Source organism: Herbaspirillum robiniae (assembly GCF_002213415.1).
Taxonomy (GTDB): Bacteria; Pseudomonadota; Gammaproteobacteria; order Burkholderiales; family Burkholderiaceae_D; genus Herbaspirillum; species Herbaspirillum robiniae.
This window is the reverse complement of sequence record NZ_NJGU01000005.1, coordinates 17,595-32,189: the sequence shown is the minus strand read 5'-3', so window position 1 is coordinate 32,189 and position 14,595 is coordinate 17,595. Positions and strand designations below refer to the sequence as shown.

Sequence of the window (14,595 nt, the reverse complement as noted above, 5' to 3'; positions counted from 1 at the left end):
CGACAGCAATCGCTGCGCCGCAGCATGCACGGTCCGCCGCAAAGCCTCGCCGATTCCCGCTTTGCGCTGCATAAGTCCTATGCCGGCTGGGTGCTTAATCCGCCAAATTGCGCTTCCTATAATGACTGCTCGATTACCCAGGAGACAGCCATGCTGATGGAAGCCAAGCAAGCCCTGACCCAAGCGGGCGCGCAAAACAAATCCGTTTATCAACCCACCCAGGAAGGCCTGATCTTCCCGCAGGAGCCGGTGTTCGCCTCGGTCGCCGAAGAACGCCGCCACCGCAAGGAGCGCCTGACCGCCGCCTGCCGGTTGTTCGCCAAACACGGCTTCTCGTTCGGTTTCGGCGGCCACCTGACGGTGCGCGATCCGGAACATCCGGAGCTGTTCTGGACCAACCCCATGGCCGTGCCCTGGTCGATGGTGAAGACCTCGATGCTGGTGCTGGTGGACCACAATGGCAAGGTGGTCGAAGGCAAGTACGCCATCAACCAGGCCGGCTACGTGCTGCACTCGGCCATCCATGAACACAACCCCGAGATCATCGCCTCTTGCCACGCGCACACCGTGCACGGCGGCGCCTGGGCTGCGTTCGGCCGTCCGCTGCCGCCGGTCACGCAGGATGCCTGCATGTTCTACGGCGACCACGCGGTGCTGGGCGACGGCGCCGGCAAGGTGCCGGTGGCGCAGGAGTCCGGCCATCCGGTGGCGCGCGCCTTCGAGACCAACAAGGCCATCATCCACCAGAACCACGGCCTGCTGGTGGCCAGCCGCCACAGCATCGACGACGCCTGCTGGCACTTCATCGCGCTGGACCACTGCTGCCGCATGCAGCTGATGATCGAGGCCGCCCGGGACATCCGCCCGACCGAGATCGATCCCAAGTTCGCCGCCTACTCGCGCGAGCACCTGGGCAACGAGTTCATCGGCTGGCTGCACTTCCAGACGCTGTTCGCCGAGATTTCGCACCAGCAGCCGGACCTGTTCGACTGAGCGCCGGCCGTTCGGCACTACAATCAGAACAAACCGCGTTGGCAGGGCGCTTTCGTTTCGGCGAAGCGCCCTTGCCGGGCAGGAAGGAAGGCCGGGATACCTTCCTTACCTCGCCCCAATAAAAAATACAAAGCCAACCGCCATCCAGGAGACAACACAAATGACCACCGCATACAACAGCGGCTCGTTGGCGCATGCCGACGGCGCCGACGTCTACAAGAAAGCTTACTGGCGGCTGCTGCCGCTGATACTGGCCTGCTACCTCGTGGCCTACCTCGACCGCGTCAACGTCGGTTTCGCCAAGCTGCAGATGCTGGACGCGCTCAGGTTCGACGACGCCATCTACGGCCTGGGTTCGGGCATCTTCTTCATCGGCTACCTGATCTTCGAAGTGCCCAGCAACATGATCCTGCGCCGGGTCGGCGCGCGGGTCTGGATCGCCCGCATCATGGTCACCTGGGGCATCATCTCGGCGGCCATGCTGCTGGTGCAGACGCCGATGCAGTTCTACGTCGCGCGCTTCCTGCTGGGCGTGGCCGAGGCCGGGTTCGCGCCCGGCATCATGTACCTGATGACCCTGTGGTTCCCGGCCCAGCGCCGCGGTCGCGCGATGGCCATCTACGTGATGGGCGCGCCGCTGGCCTTCGTGGTGGGCGGCCCGCTGTCGGGCGGCATCCTCGACGTATTCCATGACGTGCAGCCGCTGGCCGCCTGGCAATGGCTGTTCCTGGTGGAGGCGATTCCGGCGGTGTTGCTGGGCGTGGTGGTGTTCTTCTGCCTGTCCGACGACTTCCGCAAGGTGTCGTGGCTGTCGGCGGCCGAGAAGCAGAAGATCGAGTCCGACCTGGCCGCCGAGAACGCCGACAAGGTCGAGCACGGCAGCGTGCGCGAGTTCCTCGGCAGCCGCCAGCTCTGGGTGTTCGTGCTGATCTACTTCTGCCTGATCATGGGCCTGTACGCGGTCGGCTTCTGGATGCCTTCGCTGATCAAGCGCGCCGGCGTCGCCGATCCCTTCCATATCGGCCTGTACTCGGCGGTACCCAACATCGTGGCGGCCATCGCGCTCTACGTGTCGGGCCGCGGCGCCGACATCAGCGGCAAGCGCCGCCTGTACTTCGCGGTCATGCTGACCATCGGCGCGATCGGCCTGGCGCTGGCGATGATCATCAACGGCGGCCCGCTGGTCACCATCGCCTGCCTGTCGCTGGCGGCAGCCGGCGTGTACTCCTGCATCAGCCTGTTCTGGGCGTTGCCGACTTCGATGTTCGTCGGCGCCTCGGTGGCGGCGGCGCTGGCCTTCGTCAACTCCTTCGGCAACATCGCCGGCTTCGTCTCGCCCTACCTGGTGGGCTGGCTCAACGTGAGCACCGGGCGCACCGACATCGGCATGTACATCATCGGCGCCATCATGGTGTTCGGCGCCTGCGTGACCATGCTGCTGCCGAGGCACCTGGACAAGTAAGCCGCGCCCTTCAAGCCGCGACACAGGAACCATGCAAGTGTTTGGCCGCCTTCGGGCGGCCTTTTTTATACGCGCGCGCCAGGCGGGGTCAACGCGTCCACGGCGGATCGGCGAATTTGTCGACCAGGAAATTGACGAAGGCGCGCACGCGCGGATGCACATGGCGCTCCTTGGCATAGACGGCGTAGATGGCGGTCTCGTCCTGCGCCTGGTACTGCGCCAGCAGCGGCACCAGGCGGCCGCGGCGGATGGCCGGCAGCGCGAAGTGCTCGGCCATGCGCGTGATGCCCACCCCGGCCAGCACCATTTCCACCGACGACATGCCGCCGCTGAAGCGGAAGTTGCCGTGGATCTCCAGGCTGGTGCGGCGGCCGTCGACGATGAAGGGCCAGTTGTTGAGGTGGTCCATCGGCGCTTCCCACTGCAGGCAGTTGTGGCGCAGCAGGTCCTCGGGCACTTGCGGCAGGCCGTGCTTTTCGATGTAGGCGGGCGCAGCCACGATGATGCGCTGCAAGTGGCACAGCTTGCGCGCCAGCAGCATCGAATCCTGCAGGTGGCCCATGCGGATGGCGACGTCGACGCCGCTGCCGATGATGTCGACCAGGTTGTCGGAGAGCGAGAGCCGCAGCTTCACGTTGGGATACAGCTCGAGGAACTCGGGCAGCAGCGGCACCACCTGGTCCATGCCGAAGGAGGTGGCCGCGGTGATGCGCAGGTCGCCCGAGGCGGTGGCGCTGGTGGAGGAGATCTGGCCTTCGGCCTGTTCGATGTCGCCGATGATCTTGCTGCAGGAGGCGAGGAAGATCTTGCCTTCCTCGGTCAGGCTGACCTGGCGCGTCGAGCGGCGCAGCAGCGCCACGCCCAGCCGCTTCTCCAGGCTGTTCATGGTGCGGCTGACGAAGGGCTGGCTGGCGTCCAGCGCATGCGCGGCCGCCGTGAAGCCGCCGTGCTCGGCGACCGCCTTGAAGACTTGCATCTCGAGCAAGCGTTCGTCTTTCATGGGGTTTGTCTCTGTCTCTGGTAAAGGAGGCGCTTTTGTTTTTTGCGGAGCGCTTGGTGCAGAGATCATACAGGAGCGGCAAGGATAAACGGCCGTCGCCGCCGGAACGGGCGGCGACGGCGTAACGCTTGCAAGCTTGCCATACAGCGGCTAGCGCCGAGGCATCAGGCCTTTTCCGCGCGCTCGGCCAGGGCGGTCTTGCGCAAGCCCGACAGCGTGGCGCGCGGGGTCAGCATTTCCTGGTCCAGCACCAGTTCGATCAGGTAGGGCAGGGAGGTCGAGCCGGCGGTGGCCAGCGCCTTCTCCAGCGCCGGCGCGAAGTCCTCGGTCCGGCTGATGGCCACGGCGTCGGCGCCGAAGGCCTTGGCGTAGGCCACGAAGTCCGGATTGTTGAGGTCGGTGGCCATCACGCGGCCGGGGTAGTTCTTTTCCTGATGCATGCGGATGGTGGCGTACATGCCGTTGTTGAACACCAGGAACACGATGCCCAGGCGATGGCGCACGGCAGTGGCCAGCTCCTGCGAGGTCATCAGGAAGCAGCCGTCGCCGCCCAGGCAGATCACCTGGCGCTGCGGGAACACCAGCTTGGCCGCGATCGCCGCCGGCACGCCGTAACCCATGGCGCCGCTGGTGGGCGCGAGCTGGCTCCTGGGTTGCGAGAACTGGTGGTAGCGATGCGCCCAGGCGGTGTAGTTGCCGGCGCCGTTGGTGATGATGGCATCCTGGCTAAGCATGCCGCGCATCTGCTTGAAGGCCAGCCCGGCGTCGAACTCGGTGCTGCGCGCGACCGGCTCGATATAAGCCAGGTAGTTGTCGCGCGCGTCCTTGTGCCACTCGCGCCAGGCGTCGCCGCCGGCCGGCGCCAGTTGCGCCGCGCTGCGCGCGAAGGCGTTGAGGGTGGCGGCGATCTTCACGTCGGTCTGGTAGACGCGGCCCAGCTCTTCCGGCGCGGGCATCACATGCACCAGCTTCTGGCGCGGGCGCGGGATGTCCAGCAGCGTGTAGCCGCTGGTCACCATCTCGCCCAGGCGCGAGCCGACCGAGATGACCAGGTCGGATTCGCCCACCATCTTCGCCAGCGCCGGGTTGACGCCGATGCCGATTTCGCCGACGTAGTTGGGGTGACGGTTGTCGAACAGGTCCTGGCGACGGAACGAGGCCGCCACCGGCAGGTTCTGCTGCACCGCGAAGCGCGCGATATTGCGCAGGCCTTCCTGGTCCCAGCCCGAGCCGCCCAGCACCATCAGCGGCTTTTTCGCCTCGCGCAGCAGCTGCTGCATGCGTTCCAGCGCATCCGGATCGGGCAGCGACTGCGGCACCTCGGCGCGGCCGATCTCGCGCGGGAAGGTGGACTCGGTCAGCATGTCTTCCGGCAGCGCCAGCACCACCGGGCCGGGGCGGCCCGACATCGCCACCGAGAAGGCGCGCGAGACGTATTCGCCCACGCGCGAGACGTCGTCGATCTGGGCCACCCACTTGGTGAACTGGCCGAACATGCGGCGGTAGTCGATCTCCTGGAAGGCTTCGCGCTCCATCATGTCGCGCCCGACCTGGCCGACGAAGAGCACCATCGGCGTTGAATCCTGGAACGCCGTGTGCACGCCGATGCTGGCGTTGGTGGCGCCCGGCCCGCGCGTGACGAAGCAGATGCCGGGACGGCCGGTGAGCTTGCCGTAGGCCTCGGCCATGAAGGCCGCCGCGCCTTCGTGGCGGCAGGAGATCACGCGCACCGACTGCTGCTGGTCGTAGAGCGCGTTGAGGACGTCGAGGTAGCTTTCGCCCGGCACGCAGAACGCGGTATCGACGTCCTGGGCCAGCAGCGCATCGACCAGGAGCTGGCCGCCGGTTTTCAGTTTTGACATGCTTGTCTCTTGCGGCGCGGCGCGAAGGCGGCCGGGCCGGATGTTGTTGATGGTGAACAAGCATAGGCCGCGGCCACGGCCCATCGTTAGGACTTATCTGCGGATTTGCTGCACTTCTCGGTGAAAGTGCGCGATGGGGACATGGGGACGGCCGGCGCTTCTCAGGCCAGCGGCGCCGAGAACTTCTTCTTGAACTCGCCCGGGGTCATCTGCACGTTCTTCTTGAAGAAGCGGCAGAAGTAGGCGAAGTCGTCGAAATTGAGGCGATAGGAGATCTCGGCGATGGACAGCTCGGACTGCGCCAGCAGGCGCTTGGCTTCCATCAGGATGCGCTCGTGGATGAGCTGGGTGGCGGTCTTGCCGGTGGTGCTCTTGACCGCCTCGTTGAGCTTGCGGTCGGTGACGAACAGGCGCTGCGCGTAATCCTGCACCGAACCGAATTCGAGGTAGTGCTCTTCGATCAGCAGCTTGAAGCGCTTGGTCAGGCTGTAGCTGCGCGGCAATCCCGATTCGGCGCCGTGCGGCCGGTGCAGGCGGCGCATGCGGGTCAGCAGGATCTGCAGGAAGGAACGCACCACGTCGTAGCGCCAGCGCTGGTCGCCGGCGTATTCCTTCTCGATCTCCATGAGCAGCGGGAACAGTTCCTCATGCTGCTGCGGCGTGAGGTAGAGCACCGGGTCGGTATTGGCGATGTGGAAGAAGGGGAAGTCGGCCAGCTCCTCGATGCGCGGAAAAATCTGCAGGAAGAACTCCGGGCTGAAATTGATCGCGTAGCCGGAGGCGTCGATCTCCGAGGTCCAGCCGTGGATCTGGCCGGGCGAGATGAAGAACACCGAGTTCGGGCGGATCTCGTAGTTGTCGAAGTCCAGCACGTGGTTGCCGCGCGCCTGCGACATCCACAGGATGTGATAGTAGCTGTGGCGATGCAGGAAGGGGCGCGGGATCTCGTTGCGGCCTTCCAGCTTGACCAGGTCGAACACGAACGCGTCGGCGCCGCCGCCGAAGTCGGATACCTCGAAGTTGGGCGTGTCGTCCGGAAAATTGATTGCCTTCATCGTCTCGCGCGGCCGCATCGCGGCGGCCGTCCTGGTCTTGTGGTCTGTCTCTTTACATGCCGCGCGCAGCGTTTGCGGTCATCTCGTTCTGATTGTTTTTCCAAGCATAGCCACCGCGCGCGCAAAAGGGAAGCCGCGCCGCGCGTCGTGTTGCGGCGCATCGGCGTTTCGGCGGAAAAATCCAATAGAAGCGGAATTAAGTCCTACCGTGCCGCAGTTGCGGCTGGTTAGCATCTGTTCCACGCTGACCCCATCGTCAGAAAAAGAAGCAGGCGCCGTTCGCCGCCGCATCCGCATGCGGCGTTTCCGGGGCGCCTATGAATCAATCGGTGAAGCCATTCGCGAATGCAGGCGCTGCGTTCGCCGGCCTCGCTCGTCCTGAAAAAAGGAAGTGGAACATGCTGCTCGACGTACGCACCTACACCGCCCGACCGGGCACCCTGAAAAAACACCTGGAGCTGTACGAGAAGAACGGCTTCGACATCCAGCGTCGCCATCTCGGCGAACCGCTGGCCTACCTGGTGGCGGAGTCCGGTCGCCTGAACTGCTACACCCACATCTGGGTGTACCGCGACGCGGCCGACCGCGAGGCGCGCCGCGCGGCGCTGCAGGCCGATCCGGAGTGGAGCGCCTACCTGAAGCTGTCGGGCGACGCCGGTTACCTGGTGTCGCAGGAAAACCAGCTGATGACGCCGGCCAAGTTCGCGCCGCTGCGCCTGCCGTGAGATAGCGCCGCCATCCCGATCCACACGCCAACGCCGACATGTCGGCAAGTCTTTTTTTAACGTCGCAACAGGAAGCGCAGCCAACACCGAACGCAACAACGGCCACCAGAAGCCAGCGCCTTGACGCTTAAAAAATCATATCCATTGGAGGAGACCATGTTTCAACAAATCTACGATCCGGTCAACGGATCGCTGTTCGCATCCGCCTTGTTCGCGATGCTGCCGCTGCTGTCGATGTTCGTCATGCTGGGCTGGCTGAAAATCTCGCCGCATGTGTCGGCGGCGGTGTCGCTGCTCATCTGCATCCTGGTGGCGGCTTTCGTCTATCACATGCCGATGGGCGTGGCGCTCAACGTGGGCGCCTACGGCGCGGTGTTCTCGGTGCTGACCGTGCTGTGGATCATCGTCAACGCGATCTGGCTGTACAACCTGACGGTGAAGTCGGGCCACTTCGCAGTCTTGCGCGACAGCTTTGCGCTGATTAGCGACGACCCGCGCATCCAGGCCATCCTGATCGCGTTCAGCTTCGGCGCGCTGATCGAGGCGCTGGCCGGCGCCGGTACGCCGGTGGCCATTGCCGGCGCGATGCTGGTGGCGATCGGCCTGCATCCGCTGAAGGCGGCGGTGATCGCGCTGGTGGCCGATACCGCGCCGGTGGCCTTCGGCGCCTTGTCGGTGCCGATCACCACGCTGGCGCAGGTGACCGGCATTCCGTTCGAGGAACTGGGGCATCACGTGGGGCACCAGACGCCGGTGATCGCCGCCTTCGTGCCGCTGGTGCTGGTGTGGATCATGGACGGCAAGCGCGGCCTGCGCCAGACCTGGGTGGCGGCGGTGACGGCGGGCCTCGCCTTCGGCATCGCGCAGTGGGCCAGCGCGAGCTTCTTCTCGGTGGTGCTGGCCGACGTGGTGGGCGCGCTGGCGTCGGCTGCGGCGATGGTGGTGCTGCTGAAGTTCTGGCAGCCGGAGAAACTGCCGGCCGACGCTTTCCAGAACGAGGTGACCAAGACGGCCGGGCAGGTGGCCATCAGCCACTCGCGCAAGCAGCTGATGCTGGCCTATGCGCCGTATGCGCTGATCATCGCCATCTTCACGATCGTGCAGTTCGGCTTCGTGCAGAAGTGGCTGAACCTGGGCACCTTCAAGTTCGCCTGGCCGGGCCTGGCGATCAGCGCGCAGGACGGCAAGGCGGTGGGTACCATGTTCACCCTCAATACCCTGTCGGCGGCCGGTTCGCTGTTGCTGGTGGCGGGCGTGATCACGGCGATGATGTTGCGCGTCTCGGCTGCCCAGGCTGCTGAAACCTATGGCAAGACGCTGGTGCAGATGCGCTGGGCGGTGCCGACCGTGCTGTGCGTGATGGCGCTGGCCTTCGTGATGAATTACTCCGGCCAGACCGGCACCCTGGGCCGCTGGCTGGCCGGCACCGGATCCGCGTTTGCCTTCCTGTCGCCGGTGATCGGCTGGATCGGCGTGGCGGTGACCGGCTCGGACAACTCGGCCAACGCGCTGTTCGGCGCACTGCAGGTGGCGGCGGCGCATGAGACCGGCCTGTCGCCGGCGCTGCTGGCCGCGGCCAATGCCTCCGGCGGCGTGCTGGGCAAGATGATCTCGCCGCAGAGCCTGGCCGTGGGCGCGGCGGCGGTGGGCATCATCGGGCAGGAAGGCCTGATCTTCCGTAAAGTAGTGGGCTGGAGCCTGATCCTGCTGCTGGCGATGGCGGTGCTGGTCTACCTGCAGTCGACGCCGGTGCTGTCGTGGATGCTGTAAAGAATGTCTGATTCAACCCTGGAGTGATTATGCTGGACTACAAAAAACTGTTTGACCTGAGCGGCAAGGCGGCCGTGGTGATCGGCGCCGGTTCGGGCATCGGCCGCGCCTCAGCCGAAGCCATCGGCAGCCTGGGCGCGCAGGTGATCTGCGCCGACGCCGACCTGGACGGCGCCGAGGCGGCCGCGGCCGGGATCGTCGCCGCCGGCGGTCGCGCCGAGGCCTACCGGATCAATGCGGCCGAAGGCGCCGAGATCGAGGTGCTGGCACAGCATGCGCTGAAGTCGCTGGGCAAGGTCGACATCGCGGTGAGCACGCCGGCGCTGAACATCCGCAAGCTGATCGTCGACTACACCGAGGAAGAGTACGACCGCGTCATGAACCTGAACATGAAGGGCGCGTTCAACTTCTTCCGCAGCTTCGGCCGGCCGATGATGAAGCAGGGTTTCGGCAGCATCGTCGCCTGCTCGTCGATGCGCGCGGTGACCATCGAGCCGGGGCTGGGCGTGTATGCCGCCTCCAAGGCCGGCATTGCGCAGCTGGTGAAGGCCTTCGCCGCCGAGATGGGGCCGTATGGCGTGCGCGTGAACGCGGTCATGCCCAGCATCATCGAGACGCGCCTGACGGCGCCGCTGAAGGAGCGCGCCGACATCTTCAAGACCTACGCCGGCCATACCGTGCTCAACCGCTGGGGCCAGCCCTCGGAAGTCGGTTCGGCGGTAGCCTTCCTGGCTTCGGACGCCGCCAGCTACATCTCCGGCAGTTCGCTGTCGGTGGACGGCGGCTGGACCGCGATCGACGGCCCGCCGACGGGGCTGACTTCGACCCGCCCGTCGGCCTGAGGCAGCTTGTCGCGGACGTAAAAAAAGCCACGCGTTTGCGTGGCTTTTTTCATGGCTGGAAGGCCGTCGATCAAGCGAAGTTCTTGGCGACGAAGTCCCAGTTGATGATGCCCCAGAAGGCTTCGACGTACTTGGCGCGTGCGTTGCGGTAGTCGATGTAGTAAGCGTGTTCCCACACGTCCACGGTCAGCAGTGCCTTGCTGTCGGTGGTCAGCGGGGTGCCGGCGCCGGTGGTGTTGACGATGTCGACGGTGCCGTCGGCCTTCTTGACCAGCCAGGTCCAGCCGGAGCCGAAGTTGGCCAGGCCTTGCTTGGTGAACTCGGCCTTGAAGGCGTCGAAGGAACCCCACTTGGCGTTGATGGCGTCAGCCAGCGCGCCGCTCGGAGCGCCTTGGCCCTTCGGGGTCAGGCCGTTCCAGTAGAAGGTGTGGTTCCAGATCTGGGCTGCGTTGTTGAAGATGCCGCCGGAAGACTTCTTGATGATCTCTTCCAGGGACAGGTTTTCGAATTCGGTGCCCGGGATCAGGTTGTTCAGGTTGGTCACATAGGTCTGGTGGTGCTTGCCGTAGTGATATTCCAGAGTCTCTTTGGAGATGGTGGGCGCCAGCGCGTCCAGATCGTAAGGCAGTGCCGGAAGGGTATGTGCCATGTTGAATCCTTTCAGTCTTGTTGGTTTTGCTACGAAGCTTCTATTCGGAACCTGAGATTCTAAAGCGGATGACGATTCTTTGCACCCGCTCAAATGTCCGCCAAGCCGCGCCGGTGCTGGGTTTTGTGTAAATTAGAATCGTTCTCATTCACTTAACTCGGTGGGCTTGTCCGGGGAATCCGTCAGATGCCTGCGGCAGCCGGACGTTCCAGGCCGCAGGCCTCGCGCCCAGGATTTTTTCGCGCCGTCGCAAGGGCGGCGGCGCGGCAAAAGCTTATGAAAAAAATGTCTGGGAGGGCTGCCGGGGAGAGGCTCAGTCCAGCCGCGGCTGGACGCTGGAGATGCCGACTTCGGCGCTGCCCTGGGCAAGCCGGATGGTGACTTCGCTGCGCGCGGCCAGCTCGGCGGGGGAGTGCATCACGCGGCCGTTGCGGTCGGCCACGATGGCATAGCCGCGCTCCAGGGTGCGTTGGGGGCTCAGCAGCTCCAGCTGGGCGTTGAGCCCGGCCAGCGCCTGCCGCTCGCGCAACTGGCGCGCGGCGAAGGCGCCATGCAGGCGGCGCGCCAGGTCGGCCACATCGCGCCGGGCATGGGTGGTGTCGGGCAGCTGGTGCGCCAGGCGCGTGGAAAGTTGCTGCAGGCGATGCTGCATGCGGGTCAGCGGCACCCGCGTGGCGTGCGAGAGCCGCGTCTGCAGCGCCAGGAGCTTGACGCGCTCGTGCTGGATATAGGCGCCGGGGTTGACCAGGCGGCGCGACAGCCAGTCCACCGTCTGCGCCTTTTCCGTCAGCGAACGGCGCAATGCGCGCGTCAGATCCTGCGCGTGGGCGCGCAGTCCGGCCATCCAGTCTTCGCGCGCGGTGGCGGCGAGCTCGGCGGCTGCGGTGGGGGTGGGCGCGCGCAGGTCGGCGGCGAAGTCGGCGATGGTGAAATCGGTTTCATGGCCGACGCCCGAGATCACCGGCATGGCGCAGCCGGCGATGGCGCGTGCGACCACCTCTTCATTGAACGACCACAGATCCTCGATGCTGCCCCCGCCGCGGCAGACCAGCAGCACGTCGCATTCGGCGCGCGCGCTGGCGGTGTCGATGGCGGCGGCGATGCGCTGGGCCGAGCCTTCGCCCTGCACCGGCGTCGGGTAGAGGACGACTTCCACATGCGGGGCGCGGCGGCGCAGCGTGGTCAGCACGTCGCGCAGCGCTGCCGCCTGGGGGCTGGTGACGATGCCGATGCGGCGCGGGAAGAGCGGCAGCGCGCGCTTGGCGTCGCGGTCGAACAGGCCTTCGCGCTCCAGCTTTTCCTTCAGCTGCAGGAAGGCCGCGTAAAGGTCGCCCACGCCGGACTTGCGGATCGCCTCGACGTTGAGCTGGTAGTCGCCGCGCGGCGCGTACAGCGTGACCAGCGTGCGTACTTCGACCTTGTCGCCCTCGCGCGGCATGAAGCCGGCGTATTGGGCGCGGCCCTTGAACATCACGGCGCGCACCTGGGCGCCGTCGTCCTTGAGGTTGAAGTACCAGTGGCCGGAGGCGGCGCGGGTGAAATTCGAGATCTCGCCCTTGACCCAGATCAGCGGGAAGGTGCGCTCCAGCATGCGCGCCACCGACTGGTTCAGTGCCGACACGGTCAGCACCGGCGGCCCGCCGTCGCCGGAAGGCGCGGGCTGGGCGGGGCGGGCGGACGGGAACGGGGGAAACTTGTCGGCAGGCATGGCGGCGGTAGAGGTCCAGGGGCGATACAATGCGGCATTGTAAAGCCAATGCGCGCCAAGCCGGTTGCGCTTGCCGAGGGGCGCGCAACAGGCTACATTCTGCACCCAGATTCCGGTGGGCTGTCCCAGGCCGGTCCGCCATGCACCTTCATATATAGGAGTTCGTTTTGCTCGCCATCATCCTCGCCGCCGGCTGGCCGATCTGGCCCTTGCTGATCGCATCCATCATCGGCCTGGCGCTGATCATCGAACGGCTGGTCTACTTGCGCCGCGCGCGCGTGCTGCCGCCGGAGCTGCTGGGCGAAGTGGTGCGGGTGTACCAGAGCGGCCGCGTCAACGACGACGTGATCGACAAGCTGGAACAGAATTCGCCGCTGGGCCACGTGCTGGCCGCCGGCCTGCGCAACGTCGACGCTCCGCGCGACGTGATGAAGGAAGCCATCGAGGAAGCGGGCCAGGCCGCCGCGCACCGGCTGGAGCGCTTCCTGACCACGCTGGGCACCATCGCCTCGCTGGCGCCGCTGATGGGCCTGTTCGGCACCGTGGTCGGCATGATCGAGATCTTCGCCTCGCAAAACGCCGCCGGCACCAATCCGGCCCAGCTGGCGCACGGCATTTCGGTGGCGCTGTACAACACCGGTTTCGGCCTCGCCATCGCCATGCCGGCGCTGGTGTTCTACCGTCACTTCCGGGCGCTGGTCGACAGCTTCGTGGTCGACATGGAGCAGCAGGCGGTCAAGTTCGTGGACATCGTGCACGACGTGCGCCGCTGAGCGGAGGGTGAGATGAATTTCCGCAAAGGCCGCCCGCGCGAGGATCTGGAGATCAACCTGATCCCCTTCATCGACGTGCTGCTGGTGATCGTGATCTTCCTGATGGTGACCACCACCTACAGCAAGTTCACCGCGCTGCAGATCACGTTGCCCACCGCCGACGCCCAGAAGGCGCTGGAGCAGCCGTTCGAGATCAATATCGCGGTCGACGCCAACGGCCGCTACGCCATCAACAATGCCCGCATCGCCGCGCGCGACGCCCAGGGCCTGTCCGACGAGATGCAGGCGGCGGTGAAGAACGCCGGCGCCAAGGGCGACCCGGTGATCATCATCAACGCCGACGCGCTGGCCACGCACCAGACCGTGGTCAACGTGCTCGAGGCGGCGCGCATGGCGGGTTATCCGAAGGTGACTTTCGCCGCGCAGTCCAGCGGCGGCAAGTAATCCGGCAGCAGTGAGTGAATGAATGAACGGCCCGCCGCTTATGCAGGCGGGCCGTTCGCATGAAGAGTCCATGAAATCCAGATGAGCGATTCCAAGCACAACGCAGAAGCCGTCCTGACCCGTGCCTGGCAAAGCCGCGGGCCGTTGGCCTGCCTGCTGTGGCCGCTGTCGCTGCTGTTCGGCGCGCTGGCCGCGCTGCGTCGCGCCCTGTTCGCGCTGGGCTTCAAACGCGCCGAGCGCCTGCCCAGGCCGGTGATCGTGGTGGGCAACGTGTTCGTCGGCGGCACCGGCAAGACGCCGTTTTCGATCTGGCTGATCGAGGCGCTGCGCGCGGCCGGGTTCACGCCCGGCGTGGTGTCGCGCGGCTATGGCGGCGAGCAGGATGTGGCCGAGGTCAAGCCCGGCTCGGTGGCCGCGCGCGTGGGCGACGAGCCGCTCTTGATCGTGCAGCGCACCGGCGTGCCGCTGGTGGTCGGCCGCCGCCGCGTGCAGGCGGGCCATGCCTTGCTGGCCGCGCATCCCGAGGTCGACGTGGTGATTTCCGACGACGGCCTGCAGCATTACGCGCTGGCGCGCGATATCGAGATCGTGCTGTCGGACGCGCGCGGCAACGGCAACGGCTGGCTCTTGCCGGCCGGTCCGCTGCGCGAGCCGGCCTCGCGCCGTCGCGATTTTTCGGTGGTCAACCTGGCCGCCGGCAGCCCGGCTCCCGGCCACGCCTTCGCCATGCGGCTGGAGGCCGGCGAGGCGGTCCAGCTGGCGCCGCCGGGCGCGCAGCGGCCGCTGGCGGCGATGGGCGAGGGCGGCCTGCGCATCGCCGCGCTCGCCGGCATCGGCAATCCGGGACGCTTCTTCGCGACCCTGCGCGGCGCCGGATTGGCGTTCTCGGAGCACCCGCTGCCCGATCATTACGACTTCGCCGGAAATCCTTTCGCAGGCCTGGCTGCCGATGTCATCCTGATCACGGAGAAGGATGCAGTAAAATGCAGGGCTATCGAGGCCATCCGAAACGACCCGCGCATCTGGGTCGTGCCTGTATCGGCGCGCATCGAAGGCGCGCTGGCTGAACAAATAGTGGAGAAACTCCGTGAACGCCCGACTGCTTGATATCCTGGTCTGCCCCATCTGCAAGGGCCCGTTGGACTACGACAAGAAAGCGCAGGAACTGATCTGCAAAGGCGACAAGCTGGCCTATCCGATCCGCGACGGCATTCCCATCATGTGGGCCGACGAGGCGCGTGACATCAATGCAACTCCGGCAAGCCCGGCAACTCCGGCCGCCCCGGCAGCCTGAGCCCGGCAATCCCGCGGC

The 14,595-nt window shown here is 66.0% G+C and carries 14 protein-coding genes; 9 read left to right on the top strand and 5 right to left on the bottom strand.

Annotated elements, in window-relative coordinates:
- The first annotated feature begins 150 nt into the window (after nt 1-150).
- Both CEJ42_RS09525 and CEJ42_RS09520 read left to right on the top strand, forming a co-directional pair.
- Nucleotides 151-993: a class II aldolase/adducin family protein gene (locus CEJ42_RS09525; RefSeq protein WP_088750796.1), complete on the top strand. Its 843-nt coding sequence runs from the start codon at nt 151-153 to the stop codon at nt 991-993.
- A 160-nt stretch (nt 994-1,153) separates the two neighbouring features.
- Nucleotides 1,154-2,455, top strand: a complete 1,302-nt coding sequence (locus CEJ42_RS09520; protein ID WP_088750794.1) for an MFS transporter — start codon at nt 1,154-1,156, stop codon at nt 2,453-2,455.
- An 88-nt stretch (nt 2,456-2,543) separates the two neighbouring features.
- Here the strand turns inward: CEJ42_RS09520 and CEJ42_RS09515 are convergent, their stop codons facing one another.
- The 3 genes from CEJ42_RS09515 to CEJ42_RS09505 all read right to left on the bottom strand — a co-directional run bounded on the left by CEJ42_RS09515 (nt 2,544) and on the right by CEJ42_RS09505 (nt 6,372).
- On the bottom strand, nt 2,544-3,455 hold the full coding sequence (locus tag CEJ42_RS09515) for a LysR family transcriptional regulator (RefSeq protein ID WP_079216221.1): 912 nt from the start codon (nt 3,453-3,455) through the stop codon (nt 2,544-2,546).
- Between the two features lie 164 nt (nt 3,456-3,619).
- Nucleotides 3,620-5,317 carry a thiamine pyrophosphate-binding protein gene (locus CEJ42_RS09510; RefSeq protein ID WP_079219175.1) on the bottom strand — a complete coding sequence of 566 codons (1,698 nt, stop codon included), beginning with the start codon at nt 5,315-5,317 and terminating at the stop codon, nt 3,620-3,622.
- 161 nt (nt 5,318-5,478) lie between these two features.
- Complete coding sequence (locus CEJ42_RS09505) at nt 5,479-6,372, bottom strand: helix-turn-helix domain-containing protein (RefSeq protein WP_079219174.1); 894 nt, start codon at nt 6,370-6,372, stop codon at nt 5,479-5,481.
- Nucleotides 6,373-6,770: 398 nt separating this feature from the next.
- Here CEJ42_RS09505 and CEJ42_RS09500 point away from each other — a divergent pair, with 398 nt between their 5' ends.
- The 3 genes from CEJ42_RS09500 (at nt 6,771) to CEJ42_RS09490 (ending at nt 9,709) form a co-directional block, all read left to right on the top strand.
- Nucleotides 6,771-7,097 (top strand): NIPSNAP family protein, encoded by a 327-nt coding sequence (locus CEJ42_RS09500; RefSeq protein ID WP_088750792.1) that lies wholly within the window; start codon nt 6,771-6,773, stop codon nt 7,095-7,097.
- A gap of 156 nt (nt 7,098-7,253) precedes the next feature.
- Nucleotides 7,254-8,867, top strand: coding sequence for an L-lactate permease (locus CEJ42_RS09495; RefSeq protein WP_088750790.1), 1,614 nt, complete (start codon nt 7,254-7,256; stop codon nt 8,865-8,867).
- Between the two features lie 29 nt (nt 8,868-8,896).
- A complete protein-coding gene (locus tag CEJ42_RS09490; protein WP_088750788.1) occupies nt 8,897-9,709 on the top strand; it encodes an SDR family NAD(P)-dependent oxidoreductase in 813 nt (270 codons plus the stop codon).
- A 70-nt stretch (nt 9,710-9,779) separates the two neighbouring features.
- Here the strand turns inward: CEJ42_RS09490 and sodB are convergent, their stop codons facing one another.
- The gene (gene sodB / locus CEJ42_RS09485) at nt 9,780-10,358 is read right to left on the bottom strand and encodes a superoxide dismutase [Fe] (protein WP_079216213.1); all 579 of its coding nucleotides are present in this window, start codon (nt 10,356-10,358) and stop codon (nt 9,780-9,782) included.
- 313 nt (nt 10,359-10,671) lie between these two features.
- Nucleotides 10,672-12,066 (bottom strand): exodeoxyribonuclease VII large subunit, encoded by a 1,395-nt coding sequence (gene xseA / locus CEJ42_RS09480; RefSeq protein WP_088750786.1) that lies wholly within the window; start codon nt 12,064-12,066, stop codon nt 10,672-10,674.
- Nucleotides 12,067-12,233: 167 nt separating this feature from the next.
- On the opposite strand from xseA, the gene CEJ42_RS09475 reads away from it, so the two are divergent.
- The 4 genes from CEJ42_RS09475 (at nt 12,234) to CEJ42_RS09460 (ending at nt 14,577) form a co-directional block, all read left to right on the top strand.
- Complete coding sequence (locus CEJ42_RS09475; RefSeq protein ID WP_088750784.1) at nt 12,234-12,839, top strand: MotA/TolQ/ExbB proton channel family protein; 606 nt, start codon at nt 12,234-12,236, stop codon at nt 12,837-12,839.
- 12 nt (nt 12,840-12,851) lie between these two features.
- Nucleotides 12,852-13,283: an ExbD/TolR family protein gene (locus CEJ42_RS09470; RefSeq protein ID WP_079216206.1), complete on the top strand. Its 432-nt coding sequence runs from the start codon at nt 12,852-12,854 to the stop codon at nt 13,281-13,283.
- Nucleotides 13,284-13,364: 81 nt separating this feature from the next.
- The gene (gene lpxK, locus CEJ42_RS09465; protein ID WP_088750782.1) at nt 13,365-14,390 is read left to right on the top strand and encodes a tetraacyldisaccharide 4'-kinase; all 1,026 of its coding nucleotides are present in this window, start codon (nt 13,365-13,367) and stop codon (nt 14,388-14,390) included.
- A complete protein-coding gene (locus CEJ42_RS09460; protein ID WP_088750780.1) occupies nt 14,371-14,577 on the top strand; it encodes a Trm112 family protein in 207 nt (68 codons plus the stop codon). Before lpxK ends, CEJ42_RS09460 begins: the two co-directional genes overlap by 20 nt.
- Nucleotides 14,578-14,595 lie beyond the last annotated feature (18 nt).